The sequence below is a fragment of the Nocardia sp. CA-084685 genome (genome assembly GCF_050955785.1).
Lineage (GTDB): Bacteria > Actinomycetota > Actinomycetes > Mycobacteriales > Mycobacteriaceae > Nocardia.
The window spans coordinates 5,172,570-5,195,667 of sequence record NZ_CP192094.1 but is presented as its reverse complement, the minus strand read 5'-3'; the positions used below and the strand labels follow the sequence as shown (position 1 = coordinate 5,195,667).

Below are 23,098 nucleotides of genomic sequence, written 5' to 3'. Positions count from 1 at the left end.
CGCGATAAAGGCGGCGCTGCCGTGGCTTGTCGGTGGATCGTTGCTCTGCGCTTTCATCAGTGTGCTTGCGTCACTCGAGTTTCGAGCCCTCACATACATCACGGCAGCACTGTCAGCTGTTCTCGTCGTCAGTACGTTCGTTCTCGGCGGATATGCGATCTCGGTCCAGTCACCATAACTGGGGGGGCATCGCGTTCTCCTCTGGCGACTATTGTCAATAGCATGGCATGACTGTATCCAACACGAATTTCGAACTGCTGGCTCATCTGAGCTGTGAATTCCCGGCATGTTCGGAGACTTTCAGATCATCCGGGAAGGTACTCCTTCCCGGTCATCCACAGGTTTTGATCATTGCTCGGAGGTGGTCGCGGTGACCGCGGTGCTCGATACAGGAACTACCTATCGCATACGGATGCGCAACAATCAGCTCTTGTACACAATCAATTGTTGCTGCGATTCCTGTGCCGTCCTAGCCAGTTCGACCAGCAGGCGGTCGAGAGAGGCTTGAAGATACACCGTATTACAAGGAGGTTTAATGAACTGGGCAGTGTGTATGCCTTTCAGGCAAGTAGCTGCGCCGGAGCGGATCACGTCGCGACCGTGCTGCGGGCACAGCCTTGACGAACGGTCTCAATGCCTCGACATCGTTAGTGTTCGCGGCCGAAATACCCACGGCCATAGGGATTCCTCCACGATCGGAGAGCACATGGATCTTCGAGCCCGACCTTCTGCGGTCGACCGGGCTCGGCCCGGTCATAAATCCCCCGTTTTCGCTCGCCCTGACGCCGCGTCGATCACCATACGCGACCAGTTGATCAAGCCTTGGCTCCCCAGCTCATCGAGTACGGCGCGGTGTAAACCCCGCCAGGGGTCGGCTTCGGTCCACACGCTGAACCGGGCGATGCGCAGTTGGGGCGGTGACCCTGAACGACGGCAGCAGTATCCGCCACGCGCAGCCGCTGGTCAGCACGAAAACCACCGCGGTGAAGATCGCCGGTTCATCGACCATTGCGGTACTGGTCCCCCCTGCGGTCGCGGGGAAGAACCTCAGCAGAAACGGCTCAGCCAGAGCCCACAACTCGTCCGGCGCAACGCGTTTCGACAGTTCATCGGCCACGGTCGAACATCATGCAGCACAGCTGATTCCGACACGCGGGAAACAGACGAGACACGGTTCAAGCAGAATGAAATGTAGTCGATCTTTTCGATAACCTGGGTCGTTCACCCTCGACCACCCGAGGCGTCACCTTGGTTCCGGCGGAGGCGGGCGGCGTGGATGTGCAGCGGCCGATGCGGTCGAGATTGCAAGCAGACATGTGATCATCACGTATCCACCAGCAATACGGCAATCCGATGCTTGGTTGCCGCGCTAACTACCTAAGCGCTACCGATGATTTAGAGCTACCCATCTGTCCTTATTTATTTATTTATCTGTCCGTGCACAATTTGGAAGTGTGATGTGAGTCGATCGATGTGGGTCGATCTGCAATTGCTGCGGTCCCGGGGGGCTGCGTTCGAGGAGATCGGCAATGATGTCCAGCAGGTAATGCAACGCTTGGACGATGCCTTGTCCGCGGAGGGGCGGTGGTGGGGTGACGATGAGGCCGGTGCGGCGTTCGAAAAGTCCTATCAGCCGGACGCGCAGCAGGCGATTGCTTCCCTACGCGATATGGCACAGGCGTTGGGTGGTTTCGGCAGGCAGGTGCGGGAGGCGGCTGGCGCTCTCGACGCCGCAGATCAGGTCGCGGCCGAGTCCGTTGCGGACACTACCGTGGCCACCGACCATGTCCCGCGTTTATCCGACGATCGTGTCGTGTCCAGGGCCGATCAGAAATCCGCCGCCGGATCACCTTCACTGACCACTCCGGATTCGGGTTCCCCGCCGTCGACGCGAGCTGTCGGTGCGCGAACCCAACCGCAGCTCCACGAGAGTATGCGTGGTGATGAGCATGTGCGACCGTCAGGCAGCGATCCGTCCGTTGGTACTGCCATGCGCCCGCAATCGCATGCTCCGGACGTCGCCGCAGGGGCCCGCGGCGGTATCGGCGGTGCCGAGGGAGTCTCGGGGCCAGCGGCGGAACATGCTCGCGGCTCCGCGCCGGGTCTCCCGAATCCTGATCGACCTGTTCGCCCCGAAGTGCTGGCGGCGGGACAGCCTGGGCGCGACCCGCTACCTCGCCCTTTTGTCCAGCCGGGCCGGGCCGGGACGCAAGCACCCGCAGTGAGTGCACGCGGGGATCGAAAACCTGCGCTCACGCCTTGGGCGGGTAATGGAACCCCAGCTGGTCGGCCGTCCCCTGTCGCCGGGCCTGCCCGTGCGCGCGCCGCAAAGCCCACGCCGGACAAGAAACCGGCCACCGCTCGACCACAGAGGCGAGGGGAACGGCCCTCGGTTGTGGCGGGCCCGGCGGTTCGACCGGAGACCGGAAACGCGATCACCCGACTGGCACAAGCGTTGGCCGATCGGCACGGTGTCGAAGTGTCCGGTTTCGAGACTCCCGGCCTCGATGCGGCCGTGGTGGGGGAGTTCCTCGCGGCGACCGATGACGTACTGACGAAGCATCGAGTGATCGATGTCGGCTGCATCGCGATCGGCGCTGTCGCCGAGCGCGGAGTCGTGTGTGTCAGCCGTTCCCGGGCTGCTGATGCGGATGCCTCGGTGTACTCGTGGTCGGTAACCCTCGATGGTGAGTTGGCGGCCGATCCTGGGCGGCTCGAGGAGATCCTGCGGAGCTGGCGTCGGCCGGGTTCCGCTGTCGCGCAGGCGGATACGCGAACCGTGTATGCGGCGACGGCTCGGGAATTCGGTCGCGCGTTCGACCTTGCCGGTGCCGGGCGGGCGCGGAGTCGGGCGCAGCGGGTTTTGATCGGGGAGTATTTGCGCGGCAACGGCGGCTACCGCAGTGTCGGTCTCGCTCGCGTGGTGGCTGGCTACAAGCGCTGGCGTGATCAGTTGAGCGGTGCGAGCTTCGACAAGGGGCGGTTCGACGCCGGTGCGGCGCTTGCGGATGCTTTCACCGACGTAATGCTCAACGGGGAGAAAGCCACCGAACCGGCGAAGACGCTGTGCGGCCTGCTGACCGACGCGGCGCAGGTGTCGGCGGCGAGGGGGGTGCGGGAGCAGTGATCGGCTGGGGCGGAAGCAATCTGGAGTACGGAGGGACTCTCGTATGAAGAATTCGGACACCGGTGACCCCGATAGCGAGAACGGCCAGATCGCCGATTCACTCGATGAGGAGATGACGCACTTGGCTCAGCGGATCGCGGCCGAGATCATGGCGGCAGGTCCGTCCGGGTGGCAGTCGATGACGGCGGTCTTCGCTCTGACTGTTGCCGAAGAGACGATAGATGTCGTCTTCACCGCGGGCGACCGGTCTACCCAGGTGGATCCGTCGGAGTCGGTGCTCGCGTCGGTGCGACGGCTGCGGGAGCTGTCGGCGTGGCTCGAGTACGGGCCGTGGTGGCGTCTGTTGATGTGGTCGTCCGACGCGCGCGCACCCGAGATCGGGTACGACTACGGCGATGAGCCGTTCCCGGACAGTCAGCTGTTCGCGCCGGAGGTGTATCGCGCCGATCTGGCGGAGTATCCACGGGATCGGCTTCCGGTGTGGCTGGCGGCATATGTCGGCCATGGCGACCGGCAGACGCGCAGCCCGCGGTCGGCGGTTGCTGCGGTTCGCGCCGATCGGGCCGCCGGGGTACGACCGGTGCCGCTGGTGTACCAACTGCCTGATCTACCGGCGATGTGGGCGCGATGGGCCGTCTTGTCGGCGGCATTTGTCGCGGTCGGATCGCAGTTGGGACCGCGAATCCTGCCGTCGCTGGGCTGGTTCGAGGGCTCACGACGGGCCGGTTCGACCCTCTATGTGCTGCCCGGGGGACGGGCGGTGCTGACCGGGGGTATATGGGATCCGCCGGAATTGGATGCGGTGTACAACGGGGACGCACCGATGCCGAGTTTCTATGACGGAGCGCCGGATTGGGTGGCGGACTCGGTGCTGAATCCGCGGGCCGCGACCGGGATGCTGTCTTTCTGCTACTGGTGGCAGCAGGGGCAGTGGTACCGGGGGGACTCGCCGTCGGTCGAACAATGCGATTCGGCGATTCCGGGAGTGTGGACAGCCGACACCGTGGTCGAGATCGTGACGGGCCTGCTGCCCGATGCATCGGACTCGCGGGTGCGTGCTGCGGCCGATGTGCTGGTGTCGGCCGCGCAGGCGGGCGTCGTCACCCGGACAACAGTGACGGATGTTTTCGGCGATGCGGATGGTTTCGACATCGACGCTGCGCTGCACCAGTTTTCGATCGCGGGCGTCACGGCCCGAGAAGGGCAGCGAGAGATGTCCGCCCAGGAGGCCGTCGATCGTGTCCGCACCTACATCCTGGATCAGGGGCTGGATACGACCGGTTATCCGCTCGCTGAGTTGACCGCGGAGCGCGTCGAGGTCGGTTGGATGGTGTATGTGCCGGTGCCGCGCGGTGAGATCGCGATCGGCCGGGCGATCTTCTATGTCGCCGATGACGGTGTCGTGGAACATTCGACGTCTTCGATCGCACCTTCGGTGTATGTGACCGGTTTCGAACAGCGCTACCGGCGGCGTCTGGGATCACTCATCTGACCTTGACCAACGAGATGGTTGCCGGACCGATACGCGAAGGGGGTGGGTTGCGACGACCGCGTTGCAGCTGTTGTCCGAGCTGCCTGCCCCTATTCAGGCCGTTGTCTTCGGTGCGGAGATCCCGCGGATGGATACCGATGCCGGTCGGCGGGTGAGCGCGGCGTGGCAGCAGGCGAGCGAGGAACTCGAGCAGATCAGGGAGCGGCTCGAGGCGGAGATCGCGCTCTTGCCGGAGGCGGTGCGCGACAGCCTCGGCGACCAAATCAACGCCGCGGTGAAACCGTTGCCTACGGCGGTTGCCGGTTCGGGCGAGTTTTGTAAGTCGATGGCGCAGTACACCGACCGCAGCACCGCCGATACCGACAAAGAGGTGTACACCATGTACGCCTTCGGTGCGATGACGGTGTACCAGCTCCTGTTGGCCGGTGGGTGGCATCCGCTCCGGGCGTTGCAGGTGCTGTCGGAGGCAAGAGCGGAGCATCTGGCCCGGTTCGCGGCGTTCGTTGCCGAGCGTGCTGGAGCGGGCGCCGCTGCGGTGGCGGAGCGAGCCGGTTTGCTGATCGCGCAGGCGGGTGGGTTCGCCGCATTGACCGCCGGTGTCGATGCCGGGGTGCAGCTGGGGCAGATCCTCGGGATTCTGAACGGGCATCGCGACAGCATGGATTGGGAATCGGTCGCTACTGCTGCGGTGTCCGGCGCGGGTGCCGCGCTCGGCGGCGCACTCGGCGGCCATCTGGCTCAGGCCGTTGTTCCGCATGCCACCCCGGCCCTGCTGGGGCGGGCGGCCGTTGCTGCTACCGCGGGCATCTCGGGTGTGATCGGCGGCGCCGCCGCAGCCGCCGCTATGACGGGCCAGTTCCAGCTATCGCTTTCGGCGCTGGCGAGTGGCGCGGCCGTGGGTATGGCGTCAGCGCACGCGCAGGCCCGGGCACATCCGGACATGACAGCACCCACCCCGACCGCGGCCGAAAAGCTGGGCGAGGTGCCTGGTGTGGATGGAGTGGTCCGGTCGGATGCTCCGGCAGCGGAACCGGTTCCGGCGGTGGGAATCTCGGAGACGGGAAACAGCGCGGGGGCCGAAACGCCGGTCCCCGGGACAGCTGCTGACGACGTAACTGGCTCGGCAGCGAATTCTGGTGTCAGGGGCGATCCGGACGCGGCGCTGTTCCGTCAGCTGAACCGTCAGCTGAACGAGCTGCGGGAGCAGGAGTTGGTGGAAACCCGGGCGGGTTCCGGCGATCCGGACGCGGCGCTGTACCGCCGGCTGAACGAGCTGCGGGAGCAGGAGTTGGTGGAAACCCGGGCGGGTTCCGGCGATGCGACCGCGTCCGGCGCCCAGCATGGTGCGGAACACTCCGAGGAGGTCGGTAGCTCGAGTGGTGTGGCGCACGCATACGAGGGAGCCTCGAGCGACCTGACCGCGTCCGGTGTCGATGCGGCCGAGTTGGCCCGCCGCGTGGCGGTGCGCGATGAGGCGCGCGCCGAGCTGGCGGCATCACTGGGGGTGTCGCCGCAAGAGGTGCGGTGGTGGGGGCGGCGGGTGCTGGAAGAGGCGATCGGCAAGGGCGACGCGATGCTGGGGGCACTGGGAGACGAAGGCTGGACGCGACTGGATCCGGCGGCCCGAGAGAGAGCACTGGACGATGCCGTGCCGAGAACCGTGGACTGGGCTCGGAAAATCGCTGAGGACTACCGCGATACGGCGTCGGTGCAGCGGTGGCTCGCGGACAACGGGCGGGCGGGACACCCGACAGATACCGCTGGTGGTACCGGATGGCCGGCAGTACGACGGGCTGCCGAAGCGGAGGGGGCCGCACCGGTCGTCCGATTGCTGGACCAGCTGGATCGGTACGCGTCGGCGGATGTTCAAGTGGGCGCGGCGGATAGGCGTGCGGCGGACGGTACCTGGGAACCTACTCATCCCCGGTACACGATGGCCGGATCCGAGACGGGAGCGGGCCTGGTCGGGAGCGCGCACCCGACTGCGGAAGCCCTGCCGACCGCCGCCGCGCGCGAGGGGGCGGCGGTCGGTGAACCTTCCGGCGAGGCGGTGTTGGGGCGGCCGCGCGCCGACACCGATGGGGCAGCCCCCGCCGCTGGCGAATATGCGGTGTCGGGTGTCGATCGGCATCCCTCGTTGGAGGGGGCGATTCGTGAGTACGGTGCCCGCGCGGGTGCGGACGCGGTGGCGGGGGTGCGGGCGTCGGATTTCAAGGTGCTGCAACGTGAGTCGGCCCGGGCGGACACCGAGCTGGCCAAATGGTTGGGATTGTCGGACACCGAGTTCCATTCGATGTCGCCGTCACGGTTGCGTTCGGCGATCGAGTGCTGGGTCGAGCGCGCGGAGCAGTCGCCACACGTGGCGGAGCAGGCGCGGGCGCACGTGGGTGGGTTGATCGGTGATGAAGTGCGTCGGACGATCGCCGCCGATCAGCGCAGTGGCAGGTTCCTTGCGGCTGGGGAGTTGCGTGAGGCGCAGGTGGTGTCCGGGGATCTGCGGGATAGGTTGCGGCAGTGGGTCGGTGCTGATGCGGCGATTCTGGAGGGGTGGACGGATGTACACGCGACATTCGACCGGCTACTGAAATCGCCGCAATTGGTGCTCCGGCTCGGTGCCGAAGAGGGTTACGCCAATCCAGAGATTGCCCTGGACCATGTGCGCGCGCTGCATGAACGGGATTTGGCCGAGACGACGGGTGGCGACGGATCCGCGTTGACGCCGGCAGCCGCCGACGCGCTCGCGGCCGCCGGGTTGCGGCCTTCAGTGTCGCCCGAATCGGTGCCTGTCGGCGGATCCCATGATGGTTCGGCCTCGGTTCCGTCGCCTAGCCCCGCAACACCTGGGGGCGTGAAAAGTGCTGGTGCGCAGCCATATTCAGGTTCACAGCCCCGGTCTTCGCGACCGTCGGACTCGTCGAACATGGGGTCGCCGGAGGCTGTGCACGAACGAGACGGTGCCGGTGTCCGGCAGCCGCCGGTGGATCCGGTGCGGGAGGCGACGCTGGAACGTTTCCGGGTGTTGCGTGAGCGGGATCTGGCCGACAATGGACCCGCGCTGTCACCGGAGGCTAGAGATGCGTTGGTCGCGGCTGGTTTACGGCCTTCGGCGTTGTCCGAATCGGCGTCTGCCTACGGGCCTGACGAGTCCGCGGCGTCGGCTCGGTCGACGACGCCCGCAACACTCGGTGGCCCAGAAAGCGATGGCACGAACCCATATTCGGCTACGTATGCCGGTCTATCCGAGTCGTCGGATCGCGGTCCGGCGAGGGTGGCGGTGGCTGAACGGGATGCCGGGATCCAGTCCACGCCGGTGGATCCGGTGCGGGAGGCGGCGCTGCAACGCTTCCGGGTGTTGCGTGAGCAGGATCTGGCCGAGACCGAGCAGGCTCGCGGAGCTGATGCGGCCGCGCCGTCATCGGAGGGCGAGCAGGCCCAGGACACCGGTTCGGCAGCTACCGGTTCGGCCGAGCACGCCGACACAGGCGGGCTGAACGGTCCCGTCGGGCGCGAGACGGTGGCGTTTGCCGGGGATAGTGGCGCTCATCTGGGTGCGGCCTCGGTCAACCATCCGGCTGAATCGCCACTCGAGAGACCGTCGCAGCCGACCGCCTCGGAAGCGTGGGTGTCGCCCCTGGTGCCGGGTGCCGCGATGCTGGGGCTCGCCGCAACAGTTCCGACGGGCGCTGACGCGGCGGATGTGGTTGCACCAGAGGAGGATTCGGACGCGCGGTCGATCGGAGTGCCGGGCCATGCTGCGGCATCGCAAGAGCCCGGTGGTGCGCTGTCGCCCGGTGTGACACCGGAGGGAGATGCGCTGGATCTGCGGCGACAGCACGCTGACGCAACGGCGGATGCCGCGGAATTGTTGGGGGTGGCACCGCAGGAGCTGAGGTTGTGGGGACGGCGGTTGCTGGAGCAGGTGATCGATCGGTTCGAAGCCGGGTTGGCATCGCTGGCCGATCGCGGGTGGGGCCGACTCGATGCCGCCATGCGTTCGGCGCTGCTGGCGGATCTCGGAGAGATGTTCGGGCGCGAGCTGCGTGATCAGGCAGCGATACACCGTACGGCAGCGTCCGTCCTGGATTGGTTGCGTGATGCCGGGCTGGAACCGGACGGAACGGCTTCGCGGACTGGGCACCGGCTGTCCGTGCTGCGGCGGCTGGCCGAAGAGTTCCCGTCATCGCCAGTTGATCGGCTGGCCAAGGCGTTGGAACGTTTCATGACAACCGACGCTCAGCTCGAGGTGATGCCACCGATCCCCGACGGCACCGATCGTAGCTCCGCAACAGACGCTCACGACACGGAGGCGACACCTGTCGCCGCACCGGCGGTCAGCAGACCCAGGCGAACATTCGGCGAGTCGTGGTGGTTCAGTTCTCCGCTGCGCCCGGAATGGATCCAGTTGGGTCTGCGACGCGGCGATCTCGCCCGGAAACTGGACCGCGAATACGATATCGAGATCGACCATTGGGCGCTGGGGCCGGACTCCCCGGAACTTGCCCAGTTGCACTCCGAAATCTCCACGGCAACAGAGGAATTGGCTCGGTTGCTCGGAGTGCAGCCGGCCGAACTGAACACCCGGCGCATCGAGCGAATCCTCGAGCAGGCAACGGCCGGTCCCGCCGCGGAGCCAGCGGTTGAGGCTGGAGTGGAATCAGATGATGCCGAGCACCTGATCGATGTCGCGCGGCTGTGCTTGCTCTTGACGGCACTGCGTGAGACCGCCGTCAGCTTCCACCGAGTGTTCGCCGAGGCGACAGCCGTTGCCGCGGCACGCGGCAACTCGGGCCAGAACTGGCTGAGCCGATTGACCCAGCTGAGTCGGCGCCAGCAGATGCTGCAAGCCATCCCGAGAGGTCGCGCGCGAGTACCGGGCATATCGAGCCGCTACCCGGTCGAACGGCGGCCGAGGGCAGCGCTGGATCCCCGTCTTCCTGAGTTTCCCAGGGAGGCAACGATATCCGCTCGAGAAATGCAGGATATTGGGGTGCCGCCGCACAGCCTGCCGGTGGGAATGTGGCGGCGACCCGGCACCCGGCCGACCGGGGCCGCGGTGACCCGATCGGTTTCGGACCGACCGCTGCTGCCGGTCGCCGGGGCCGATGCGCCTTCGGAGGGCAATAGCGACTTCCGTTCGTCCGACTCGCCCCGCGTGCCGAGGCCGATCGACTGTGCGCCTCTGGTCGCGGGATATGCCGTCGAAGAGACCGAAAGCGCCGCACTGGCCCGGAACCTCGCGGCCGCGCCGTTGACCCCCGATCCGCAGTTCCGCGGCACCCCCATCGAACAACTGCACTTCGTGCTGCTCGGTAAGCCGTGGGAACCGATCGCGACCTGGGAGCAACTGGCCGACCGGTTGCACGGAATGGAACCGGGGACTGCCGCCTACGTCGTCACCGAGAGCGATCACGCCCGCGCGAAGTCGGGCCAGGGCCATGCCCGCCTGCTGTTCCACGACAAGGCACAACCGGGCGTGATCAAATGGCGCGACCCGCTGGTCGACAGCGGCGCCAAGAAACTGTTCGAAGCAGGAAAACTGCCGAACAACCTGCGCATATACGCGATTGTCATCAAATTCAAGGAGGGCGAGGAGGAACTACAGCCGAGCATCGGAACAGCGTGGACGGGGATCACGTTCGCTCTACCGCACGCGCCAATGCTCCCAGTCGCGGGTGCCGATGAATCCAATTCGACAGGACCGGACGACAACGAGTCGCCACCGGACGCACCGAGCAGGTCGGCGCAAACCGGCCTGCCGCTCGACGCCTACCGTGACGCTAGCTCACACGCAGCCGATATGCGGGAGAAGTACCGTGACTTCCGCTGGCAGCTGGTCGTCAGGCCCGGCGGGCAGCAGTGGGACCCCGACACCATCGCCGATACCCTCGCGGCCCAACTGCCCGAGTCTGATCGTCCGGGAACGTCCCAGGATGTCATCGACGCGGTACTGCGTGTCGCGGAACTCGCCCAACCCCTCGAAGGGGGCGATCCCGCGATCGTTGTGACCTCGTCGCAGGACGCTGACGGCCGGCGGCGGCTGCACGTCCAACTGGATTACACCAGGCCGCAAGCCGCGGATCCCGGTTTCGGTGTAACGAAAGAGGAACTGCGCCAAGCCCTGTCGGACATGGACTGCCGGATCGACGTCGACACGACCGACAGCGGGGTGGGCGCGATACCGTCACCGACGCCCTGGTCACAGCGAAAAAAGAAGGCACCCTGGACCGGGCTCATCGGAAATCGTCCGCCGGATGGCGGGGCCGAGTCCTCGCTCGATTCGGGTGCGGCCTCATCGGTTCCTGATATCGGTGACTTGGACAGGGCTCGATCGTCGGCACGGCAGGAACTCGCCCGATACGGCGACGCACGCCTCGGCGAGTCCGATTCGACGGAACAGCACGACGACTATCTGGCAACCCAGCCGGCGAGGCAAGACGGACCCGGTAGCCGCCCCTCGGGGTTCACGCCCGAGCCAGTCGGTTTCAAGGAGGGCAAGGAGGAACTACAGCCGAGCACCGGGACACCGTGGACGGGGATCACGTTCGCTCCACCGCGCGCGCCAATGCTCCCAGTTGCGGGTGCCACCGATGACGTGCGTGTCGTCAACGAGGCGGTGCGGGCGGGACAGGGAGCGCTTCGTGGTGAGCATTTTCCGGTGCCGGGGCTGCGAATAACGAGCAACGATCCGGGCCGGAGCGCGGCATTGCGGATGTTCTCGCTGTGGCAGGCGTATGTGGCCAATCGCGGATTGGGAAAGCTTGTCAGCCGGTGGGGTTCGGCGGTGACTTCGGCGGCGCGGCGCAGGGTGCTGGCGGAGCTGTATTTCTGGATGTCGCATCAGCGCTACATGCGACAGGTCTGGGCCGTCGAGCGTGACCCCAGCGTGGTGGGGGAGTACGGGGAAAGCCATCCCGACTACTTCCGCACGAGGCTCGGCGACGACGCGGCCAACACGGATGTGGTGGGTCGCTGGACCGGTCTGCGCGCCGAGGTTCACCGCGATCCTCGGACCGGAAGATGGCACGGCGGCATTGGGACACAGGCGTTCTGGACTACCGTCGCGATCGGCCGTCTCGTCCGAGCCCGGATGGACAAGGAGGCGCCGGGCGGCGAGGTGCTGCAGAACATTGTGGAGCTGCCTGGTGGCATCCGCGTCAACGGAAATGTCCTGTACGCGCTCGAGCACGACCGGTTCGTAATCGAGACCGCACGGCCCGACGACCAGCGGACGATCTTCGATGCTGCCATAGCCGAACTGGCCGCCGCCCTCGACCAACGGTCGGTGGAACTGTCTGTCGATGCCCTGCGACGGTTCGCCAACGCGGTCTACCTGCTGTTCCAGGCGCCGCTCATGACGCGGGGTAGCGACGCGACGATCAGGACGTTCGCGGCAACAGCGTTTACCGTCGCCTTCGGCCGACCGGTCCACCTGCCGCACGACATCGACCTGCAGGCCATGTCAAGGCGGCAGTCGGACTTTGTCGAGTGGTTCGCTGCCGCGCTCGGCCGGAGTCTGTATAGGGCCGGCCAATCGGATGCGGCGGGACGCCCGGGCGCCCGGACGGCGGTCGAGGGTGACCGTCCGCTCGGGCTTATCGGCAGCCGTCCGTGGGAGCAGTCCGATCCTTCGTTCGACGATCGTGAACCGGCCGACCCCACCGCGAGCGAGCAGAACCGGCCGATGCCGTGGAGCAAGGCGAAGGCGGAGCCGGATCAGCCGCCGATTCCATCGGTGTCGCGCGGCGATTCCGCGCCAGGCGAGGGCACGACGAGCCCGGGCGGATTCATCGGGAGCAGACCACTCGAACCGGGTGAGTTGTCAAGTGAGCCGGCACCGGAGGGGACGCCACGGTCGCGGCTCTCCGACAGTGATGCACACGATGGTGTGGGCGGCGATGGAGAAGCGGACGAGATGGTCGCGTCGGCCGATCTCAGTCCGCTCTATGACGCCGCCAATCCCGCGATGCGGGCCGAACGCTCGATGCCGGATCCGGTTCATGCCGCACGGGAGGAACTCGCCCAGTGGGCTGCTCGGCCAAAGGAACCCGAACGGAATAGGCCTGCACGGAAAGAACCCCGGTCAACGCCATGGTCACGCACCCATAACCAGCGTAAAGCATTGGGATCCGGCGATAGGCCATCGGCGGGGGATGGCAGGGTCGCCGATCGGGAAACCTCGCCGTTGTCGTCGACCGCTGGTGCGAACACCGCGTTGCCTCTCACATCGGACCAGCGGATTGAGCCGGGCGCGCCGTTGGTCGATCTGCAACAGAATCGAATACCTGAGCTGGCCGACGGATCTGGTGGCCGGGGACTACTGCGAGGCCAAACAAACCGGCCGAGCACCGTCGGGCGGTCGGATTCGTCCGTCGAGGTAACTGACGAAAAGCGCCGAGCGACGCCCAACGATTCGACCACCGACCGCATCGGATCCAGTCCGGTTCTCGGCCGAGACTTCCCCAAACCCGGACTGGTCACCAACAGCAACAATCCGGCCAGGACTGCCGGACTTCGGATGTATTCGCTCTGGCAGGCGCACATTGCCAACCGTGGATTGGGAAAACTCGACAGCAGGTGGATTTCGGCGGCCACGCCTGCGGCTCGCCGCAGAGCGTTGTTCGAACTGTATGGCTGGGTGTCCCACCAGCGCCACCTGCGCCAGGTCTGGGCTCGGGACCGCGCGCATGGCCTCGATGAACCTGATGTACACCCAGCTGTGGCGCGCACCCATGAGCGCCTGGCCCCCAAGGTCACCCACCCCGACAATTTCGCGAAACGACTGGTACTCAGTCGACCGAACCTGGATATGTTCGGCATTCGGGGTCGCGAACGTGATGGGTCACAGTTCGATCGGGAAACCGGACGATGGGAGGGCGGGGCAGAGACCCCCGCTTTCCTCACGTTCTACGACACCGGTGAACGTATCAGGGCTCGGATGGCGGCAGATTCGCCGCACAGCGAGGTATTGCAGAACATCGTCGAGTTGCCCGACGGCACTCGAGTCAACGGAAATAAACTGGTCGTGGGCGCGGCGGCGGAGAAGTTGAGTGCTATCAAGCAGAGAACCGAACGCGGCAGGGTCGACCCGTTCGATCGGAATGCCGAGAAGTTTGTGACGGTCACCGCAGAACCAGACGATCAGCGAAGGATCTTCGAGGCCGCGATCGCCGAGATGCACGCGCTGGTCGAGCAGCGCGCCGAGAGCCCGGAGCCCGCCGTCGAGGACGTACGGCGTTTCGCTAACGCGGTCTACCTGCTGTTCCAAGCACCGCTGATTCATCGCGGCAGCGACTCGACGATCAGAACCTTCATGGCCATCCTGCACACCTTCGCGTTCGGCAAGCCGCCGTACATCCCGCATGACGTGGACGTCCAGGCCTATTCGAGGAGCCAGTCGGATTTCGTCGAATGGCTCACCGAGCAGTTCGCGGAGGATCAACGCACGCACGATGTCACGGTGTGTTTTCAGCGCGGACTCAACCGTGTGCACCAGATAACCGGCGCGCCGGTGCGAGCATGGAAGCCCGCCGAGATCACCGACCGGGGAGCGCTTCCGCTTCCCGCGCAGCGGGCCGCCGGTGGCGTGTTCTGCGAAGTCGCCAGTTGGGGCCTGTTGGAGCAGCAGCTGTCGACCGATCCTCCGGGGACGACGTACCTCGTGGTCCACTGGTCCCCCAGTGACCTGGCTGCTGCACCGATCGACTTTGTCGATACGCGGTCCGGGCACACGCTGGTGATGTCGCGCGGCCATCGCGCGAACGAACTCGAGTTCTACGACACCAGCGATTACCGCGGCTACGGCTACTTCCGTGGTCAGCGCCAGGTCGAAGCCGCGATCCCCGCCGAAAGTGACCGTCTGGTCGCGATCAAATACGACCCGTCGGGGACCGTCGTGCCGCTGAACGGTCCGCCGGTCCTTCCGCCGTTCCCGATCGCAGACACCGACAACACATCGGACCGGAAGTCGGACGCCACGCCGTGGTCGCGCCGCCAGGACGGTTCGACTCCGGATCGGACGCCATCGAGCGGATGGCCAGATCCCACCCCGGTCGCGGCGAGCGCAGAGCTGCCTCCCGGCGGCGAGGGTGCGGATGGGCCGAGTCGGGCGGCTTCGGCCGTTCAACGCTTCGATGAGCCTTTTCACGCGCCCGATCCGAATGTGACTTGGATCGAGCCGAGCGCGCCCCTGGTTGATCTGCTGCAGTCGGTGGTCGGCATTGTCGAAGACCTTGTCGCGGCACCAATTTCGGTGATCGACGATAATTTGTCGCAGGTGGGCGGTGCTCAGCAGGCGTCGGTCGGCCATGCCGTCGTGCAGATCGGTGATACGTCGGCAACGAAAGTTGTCGTGGTAGAGCTGGATCCGGCGGCGGGATGGTTCGAGCTGTCGGAGCAAGCTCGTACGATGGCCGCGCTGTTCAACACTGAGCGTGCCCGCGATCCGAATACTGCAGTGGCCGTCGCGGTCGCGTTTGATACGCAGCCCGCGCGGGCACGTGCCGCACGACTACTGACAGCGGCTGACCGGCTGGTCGAGCGCATCGAGTCGTGGCAGATCGCCCGCGCCTTCGATCCCGCGCTGGGGTGGGAGACAATCGAGTTCGCCCCCATAGGTAGCGAGGCGGGGGTCGTGGTGGAGCTGGCGCGGTTGCGGCTGTCCGCCAGCGGCCTGGTCGAATGGCGTGATCTTGGCGAGTCGGCAGCGCCGCTCGGCCACGAGGACCAGGAGCACCTCGCTGATCTCGAGACGCTGCTCGGCGAACTCGCTCGGCTGGAACCGATCCGTAGTGAGAACGAGCTGCTGTCGGACGGGTTGTCGAGCATTCTCGCGCAATCGGAGACCCTCGATGCACAGGCTGCCATGCGCGCCTTCGCGGATCGCTACGACCACGAGTTCACCCATGCTGATCTCGACTTAGCCCGAACCCGACTCGGCGAGGCGGAGGCGCAGATCGCGGCGCTGTGGTCGGAACTGCGGGCGATGGCTGGGCCACGCCGCTGGAGATCGGTATCGGCCGAACAGCCCTCGGACGATCTCCTCACCGAGTCGAGCCCTGCTGCTCTCGAAGTCACAGACAGGCGCGGATCCCGCACAACCGACTCTTACGGATTCGACGGCAACGCGACTCATGTGGGTGGGTCGGATGGTCAGATTCGACTGCGCGAGTCGGATTTCCGGCTTCCGATCGCCGGCGTCGATCCGCCGAGCCCGGGTGAGCCGAAGGCGAGATCGGACCAGGCTGTCGGCCAGTCGCCTGGTGAGCCCGGCTCTGGTGAGGCCGAGCCGGAGCCAGACGGGCATTCCAGGGGGGCGGCGGAGCGGGACACCGGCGCGGCGGTGCCCGCGTCTCCAGACCCGGTGGGCCCGGTCGTCGATGCCGCGACGCCAGACTGGCGGCGCGCGCTAGAAATCGCACGAGGTCTGGCGTCGCGGTGGGGGGCTCCTGCCGACGGGGGCGGGACGTCCGAACGGCCGATGCGACCGGAGCAGGAAGGCGGCGGTGGTGATCCGCCGTCCTATGACAACAACTCGCCGGACGAGCTGCTGCGCGAGGAGCCGCCTTTCCCGGTCGTGGACTACCAGCGGCTCCGGCATTCGATTTCCCCGGAGCCCGAGGAAGACATGCTGCGTCGTGCGCTGGATGGCATCGGGCGTGCGCTGGATCGATTGGATGACCGGGTGGAGCCGGCGCAGCGGTCGATGCAGTTGGAGCGGGCGCAAAGGGTCGCCGAGGTCGAGTACAGCCGGCTGCGCCGGCGGCGCGACGAGATCGTCACCGGGCTCGGGTCGGAGTCAACTGCAGAGCTATCGCCGCAGCAGCGCGCCGAAATGGCGGCGATCGACGAGGCCCAGCAGCGGTATGAGCGGCTCCGCGCGCTGCGCCGCGATCACCTAGCAGCGGTGGTGGACCACGCGTGCCGGGTGGGTCGAGCCGACGGATCGGCGGAGGCCGCGCGGGGGGCGGAGCTCGGCCGGCAGTTGGATGCCGCCTTGGCAGAGTTGGGGATTCGGCCGGAGGAGGTTGAGTCGCAGCGGGACGATCGTGCCGCCGCGGCCATCCGGACCTTCGTGGACCTGGTCGACAGCGACACGTTTCGTCACCAGGGATTAGACGAGTCCGACAACATGTGGAAGTGGAATTTTGCCCCCGACGCCGGCGGTCGGCTGGTGCCTTACCCGAACCAGGACTTCATAGTTCGGGATTTGATCGTCAGAGGGTCGGGTGCGACCGCGATGGTCAGTTCGGACGGACCGAAGTATGTTCTCACCAACCGTGAGGGCACGATCATTCTCATCGATCGCACCGAGGGTGTGGTGCGGGCGGTCGCACCCGAACGCGCCGTGAGCGTTCCGCACCCGAGATTCCGCGTGGGAATCGAGGCGCTCGTCTTCGACCCCGACGGCCCGGCGCATCCGCTCGACGCCGAGTGGCCGGTCGTACCACTGTACGAAAAGAAGTGGCGTGTGCGGGAAGAACAGGCGGAGCGGTTGTATGACGTCACGGGCGAACAACTGCGCCGCGAGAGGCGGATGGACGCCGAAGTGGAGCGGATGCACGGTCTGGTCGCCGAGCGGGTGCGGGCAGTGACCGCTCACTATGTGGTGACAGCGAACTATCGCGAGCTGGTTCATAAACTCGGGATCTACGGGGCGAATGTGGACACAACGCTGGGTCTGCCGCAGTTGACCCGGTTGCGTGAGTTGGCGCGGGGCGGGCAGTGGGAGGGTTTGCTGACTGAGTTGACCGAACACGCTGACCGGCTTGTCGAGTTGGATGCGGAGCTGCGTCGTCTCGACCAGGAGATAGCCGACGGAGTCGCGTTGTTGCCGCCGACCGGGACCAGCAATCCGCGGATTTTCCACGAAATCTGTTGTAGTCCGTTGGCGGTGATGGCGGTCAAGGCGTTGACCGGCAGCTCGGACATTCGGCAGATCGGGTGGAAAGTGACCTTGAGCCCGGGCACACCACGGTACGCGACCGCGGCTGCGCTGGGTGGGCAACCACGAAAGTTCGTCGGCGGCAATGACCAGGTGGTGCAGGTGCTGACGTCGCTGGGGCATGGCGCCACGATGTTCGTCGCCGCCGGCCACGCCGACACCGTCAAGCATGCCTACGCGGTGACCAACTACTACGGCCGGATCGTGTCCATCGACTCGGCTGGTGCGGTCGTCATGGATGTAACGCCGAATTACTACTCGATAGCGGACAATGTCGAAGCAACGGTTTTCCTTGTGGGTGGCGCGGCTATGCACCCGCTGGCCGAGGGGACGCGGGCGGATCTGCAGCGTCTGATCGAGCAGCAGTATCGACTTGGGGAGGAGGTGTTGTATGACGCCGACTTCAAGCGGAGGCGGTTGGCTGTCGGGTTGGTGACAGATGCCCCAGAAAATTTGAGCTTCCAGGAGTTCAGCTCCTGGGACAACGTCGCCGAGACGATCGCCCGGTTGCGGGAACAGACGACCGACGCGCAGCGGTTGGCGGCCATCGCCGAACTCGAAGAAGCGGCCGAGAAATACCTCGATGGATGGGAGCCGTTTGTTCGGATAGAGGGCGAGGCAAACGACCTGCTGACCGGTCGCGGCAATTTGAACGTTGTCGAATACACAGACACCGTCGACACTCCGTCAATGTTGCTGGAGCCGGAGTTGCAGGAGGGCGAATTCCAGTCTGGGCAGGAGGATCCTGAGCCGACAGACACTGCGGTGATTCCCGAAGGTGACGGATCATCGGAGCATGCGGATCAGGGTGACGACCCCGAGTCACCCGCAGGGGCTGGAGAACCAGCCGCCATAACCTCCTCAGAGGAGTCGAGCCCTGCTGCTGTCGAACTCGCAGACAGGAGCGGGTCCCGCACAACCGACTCTTACGGATTCGACGGCAACGCGACTCATGTCGGTGGATCGGACGGTGAGATTCGACCGCGCGAGTCGGATTTCGGGGCCGGGAGGTCCAGGCCACGGGCGGAAGAGGACTCGGCGGCGGGTGCCGTGCCGCTTCCTGGCCGCGGCGACTCTCCGGATGGTGGCGCACCATCCGGTTGGTTCCGGCCGGACCGGGGCGGCTCCGCGTTGGCGCGGCTGCGCGACGACGCTGTGCCGGAGCGCGATCGTGCTCTGGAACGCTTCCGTGACCTCGGTCGGGAATTCGGCGTCGACCCGGCGCGGCCGCTGACGGTGGAGGTGGAGCGGTTGCAGCTGCTGCGTCAGCACGCGGTGGTGGAGTTCGGCCGAAGCCTCACGCGCAACCCGGAAGCCGAGGCGGAGCTTACCCCGCGGCAAATCCGTGATCTGGCGAGGCGTTTGTCAGAAAACGGCGGCTCGGTGCTGAGCCAACTCGGCGGTGACCCCGAAGAGCTCCCAGAGCTCATCGAGCAGGCCGGCGTGTTGCAGCGCCACGATGAAACAATCGAGCAGGCCGGCACCGTTATCAGCCTCAACAGCAGGATCGAGGGCGTCGGCGCGCTGAACGCGGCGCTGGACGCCGCAGAGCGCGAATATGCCACCACGAAAGAACATTTGGACGAAGTCACCGAGTCCTCCGCGGAGAAGCGGCCGGGGGAGACGAGTCGGGTGGGCACGACGCCGGAGGCATTGAATTGGCTGCGCGAGCGCCACAAACAGGCGCGACAGCGTATCGAGCAGTTGACGGCTCTGGCCGACAGCCTGGAAGAGCAGGCGCATAACGCCGAGGACGAACAGGCTCTCGACCGGAGATTGGCGGAAATCCCCGCAATCGTGCTTCGAGTCGGTGACGTCACTCTCGGCCCCGCGCTGGCGTCGATTCGGCGGCAAGCCGAAGCGGCGAAGTGGCAACCGGTAGTGACTTTTATCGATTCCGTTGAGGCTGCGCTCTACGGTGCGTACGCCAAGTTCCGACACGACCACGGGAGCGCCGCGCAGCTTCAGCACATGATGGAGCAGTCCACCTATCTGGACACCATCGCGTCACGAGTCTCGCTGCTCGAACAGTTCCTGCCCACAATCGAAGCTAGCCGACGGACGTTGCCCGTATCGGCTGGCAGGTATGCGCCACGGGTGTTGAGTGAGTCGCTCCGAGAGGTGCGCGTCTTCACCATCATCCGGCGGGGGCAGGTCTCCGATGCGGCGAGCGACCGGCTTCGCCTGCTCGAGACGCTGGAATCCGCTCTGCGCAAGGCAGATTCGCAGTGCACAGTGCTCCGGGACCGGCTGGCTGGCAGCTCCTTCGGCGGCGGTGTGACCATCAAGGAGTATCGGCGTTGGGCGGCTTGGCGGCGGCGCCTACTGGATCGGATCGACGAACTGGAGTTTCCGGCACAGGAATTCCGGCGCGCTATCGAGTATCACAATAGCGTCCCGGTGCACGCGAAATCGGCATCGGACCTCGCCAGTGCGGCCGGGCGGTTCGACGCGGCGCTGGACAGGCCACTGCCACCACCACCTTTCGAGGGGGTTGCGCGTTCCTGGGAATTCGATCCGGAGCGGAACTATCGGTCAGTAGACCTCGAGGACGAGGGCGAGCACGGGGTGATCCGAACGCTCGACACTCTCCGTGACCGCGCCCGGGCGCAGCGGGACGAGCTGGTCGCCGTGCCGAATAGGCGGCCGGACGACCTCGCTGTTCTCGAGACCCAGATTCGACACCTCGACGAATGGAAAACCGCGCTGCAACAGATGTATTCAAGCCGTAGGGAGATCGGCGAACAGTTGGCGAACGCGCCGTGTCACACTGTCGAGGAGCTGTCACGATTCTCCGAACTGGCCGCCGAGCACAAGCAATGGACAGACGTGTGCGAGTCGTCGGCCGAGGTGTTCGACCGGCTGGATGAGTTTGCCCACCTGCGGGACGATCTGGCAGCCCTGTGTGCGGAGGGAGTCGAGCCGGAGGACCACGACGTGTTCGAGCGGCAGATCGCAGAGCTGGACGAGCACCTGGAGAGTTCGATTACCTCTTCCCGACCGAGCGCGACGGTATCGGTCAAAAGCGGATTGGTGACAAATTCGCCAGAGCTTCTCGAGCTCGACCGGCAACGTCAGATCATCGAAGCGGGGCTCGAGAAACTCGACACCCGCATCGAGCGCCTGCGAGACGAGTTGGCTCCGGACGACGCCGGATGGCAGCGGCTTGAGCAGGAGTTGACGACGCTGCGCACCGGCCATGAAAGTCTGTTTCATGAGCTGAACCGGATCACTGATCGAATAGTTCCGCTGAAATCGCATGACTACGCAATGTCGAATCGCGCCGCCCAGGCTGCGAAGCTGGGGGTCCCGGTGGACCACGTCACCTCGCCGGCTCGGGTGGCACGGACGGTGACGCGGCTGCGGTGGGTACGAACCGCGGCGTGGCTTTTCACGGCAGGGTGGGCTCGGACCCCGCCGCAACTCCGATTTTTGGCGCAGCTCGCCGCTCATGACCGGGAATACCGTAAGCAGATAGACCAGTTCGAAAGGTCCTGCCAAGACGCTAACCAGGTGGCCTGGATGCGGATGGAGCCTGCCTCCGATGTCGTCGCCCTGTTGGCCGAGATACGCGACGGTGATCGCGCCGGCGGGCACACGACCCTCAGGGTCGGGGACTTCGGGGAAGAGTGCGCGCAGCCGCAAGAAGTCATCTACGCTGCCGACGACTCCGCTCAGGCGGATATCACCGACTTGGCCGATGTTCCCGACGACACCTTCGACCGCGTGATTCTCTATGATGAACGGGCAGCCACGTTCATCGAAACACCGCACTTGGTTGCGGGAGATTACCACCGAATCCTGAAAAGCGATGGTCGGCTACAGGCCCGGCTGACGACGGCTGAGGCGGATGCCGACGTCGGGGGACAGCCACACACCTGCGCACGGATTGTCGACGGCCTGTGCGCGGCCGGGTTCGGACAGATCGACATCGCCTATAAGCAGGGCGGGGGACTGCAATGGGATATCAGTGCGAAGCGGACTTCCGAATCGTCCGAGGTGACAGTTCGGCTCGCCCCGTTCAATGCCACCTTGGACGGCCGCTTCCCAGTCGGCGGAACGGTGGAGACGATTCGTACGCTGACGCACGACTGGCCGGACCGCGATCGGATTGATGCGGCGGACCGACGCATCCGCGATGCCTTCGCGACCGCCGAAATCGGCGAATGCCGTCGGCTCGAAGCGACAATAGAGGTCACCGATGCCCCTGGGCATCGGAAAATCGGTGTCACTGTAGCCGCAATGGGTGTGTCAGAGCCCATTATCTACGCCAAATTCGATGAGTTCGATTCGCCGGGGATTGACCCACCGCAGTGTGGTACCGCGGACGCGGCCGACCCAGACCCGGAAAAAGAGGCAGATGGTGCTCGACCGATTTCGGGTGCCGAGTCCGCCAGGAATCCAGGCATTATCAGCGGGGGTGTCGAGACCGGACCGGGTGCTCCATTTGCGAGCCTGTCCGATGCAGATATGCACGCAGCAGCACCGATCAGGTTCCCGCTACCCGAGTTGCGCGCCCCGACCAGCCAGGAACGCTGGCACGCGCAGGCGGACGTCGCTGAATCCGGACTACCCGACCCGGTGATATTCCACTCGCCCGAACTCGACGCGATCGGTCACGTCAAGCTGTATATCCCCCTGGAGAACCGGCACCCGGGTTCTCGCTCGATCAAGGATCGCGCCGCCCGGATCGTGGTTGGGAATATGTCCGACCTGCCCCCAGGGGTGCCGATCATCATCGCCTCGTCAGGCAACCACGCCATCGCCTACGCGGAAGCCTGCCGCCGCCGCGGTATCCCAGTGATCGCGGTGGTGCCCGAGAACGCCCCCGCGCTGAAGGTCGCCAAGCTCAAGGAACGCGGTGCGACCGTGATCCGGCACGGAGCCAACTACAACGACGCCTACGAACATGCCAAACTACTCGCACGAGACCACGGCGGGCGGTTCATGGACCTGTCTACACACGACTCCGTCGCAGCCCTGGGTACCGCCGTGCACGACATGCTTTCCCGGCGGCCCTCCGCCGACGTCGTCGTGCTACCCGCCGGTGGCGGTACCGTCGCCTCGGCAGCGCGAGTGGTCCGGGACTTCCAGCAGATCTGGCGCCCCGACCGCGAGTACAAGGTTCTCATCGCCTGCCCGGAAAACGCACCGACGGTCTATGAATCGTACAAAGCTGGGCGTGTCCTCACCATCACCCCGCACACCATGGCCGACGCCACCAACGTCTCGACGGTCGATGCACACCTGCTGCCGGAGATCATGGGATGCGCCGACGACGTCGTCCTGGTGCCGGAGAAATGGATCGAGCAAGGAATTCCGCTGCTGAGCAACGCAATCGGCCACCCCGTCGAGGGCGCCGGGGTACTGGCGCCGATGGCCGTCCTCGGATCCGGCGGTGTGCTCCACGGAGCCAGCGGCACCGTACACGACATCCGCGGTCAAGAAGTGCTCGCGCTCGTAACCGGCGGCAACATCGCCCCAGACATCCTTGACTCCATCCCCATCGACAACAACTTCTTCCGGCTGTGACCAGCGG

General features: G+C 65.8%; 4 protein-coding genes. 3 read left to right on the top strand and 1 reads right to left on the bottom strand.

Translation table 11 applies throughout. The features are described 5' to 3' along the window. Positions 1-532: 532 nt before the first annotated feature. Positions 533-811 (bottom strand): transposase, encoded by a 279-nt coding sequence (locus tag ACQP2U_RS23275; RefSeq protein WP_433716562.1) that lies wholly within the window; start codon positions 809-811, stop codon positions 533-535. A gap of 648 nt (positions 812-1,459) precedes the next feature. Between ACQP2U_RS23275 and ACQP2U_RS23270 the strand changes: the two genes are divergently transcribed. The 3 genes from ACQP2U_RS23270 (at position 1,460) to ACQP2U_RS23260 (ending at position 23,091) form a co-directional block, all read left to right on the top strand. Continuing rightward, positions 1,460-3,127 carry a hypothetical protein gene (locus ACQP2U_RS23270; protein WP_433709422.1) on the top strand — a complete coding sequence of 556 codons (1,668 nt, stop codon included), beginning with the start codon at positions 1,460-1,462 and terminating at the stop codon, positions 3,125-3,127. Positions 3,128-3,170: 43 nt separating this feature from the next. Then, the gene (locus tag ACQP2U_RS23265; protein ID WP_433709421.1) at positions 3,171-4,619 is read left to right on the top strand and encodes a hypothetical protein; all 1,449 of its coding nucleotides are present in this window, start codon (positions 3,171-3,173) and stop codon (positions 4,617-4,619) included. Positions 4,620-4,689: 70 nt separating this feature from the next. Beyond that, complete coding sequence (locus ACQP2U_RS23260) at positions 4,690-23,091, top strand: pyridoxal-phosphate dependent enzyme (protein ID WP_433709420.1); 18,402 nt, start codon at positions 4,690-4,692, stop codon at positions 23,089-23,091. Positions 23,092-23,098 lie beyond the last annotated feature (7 nt).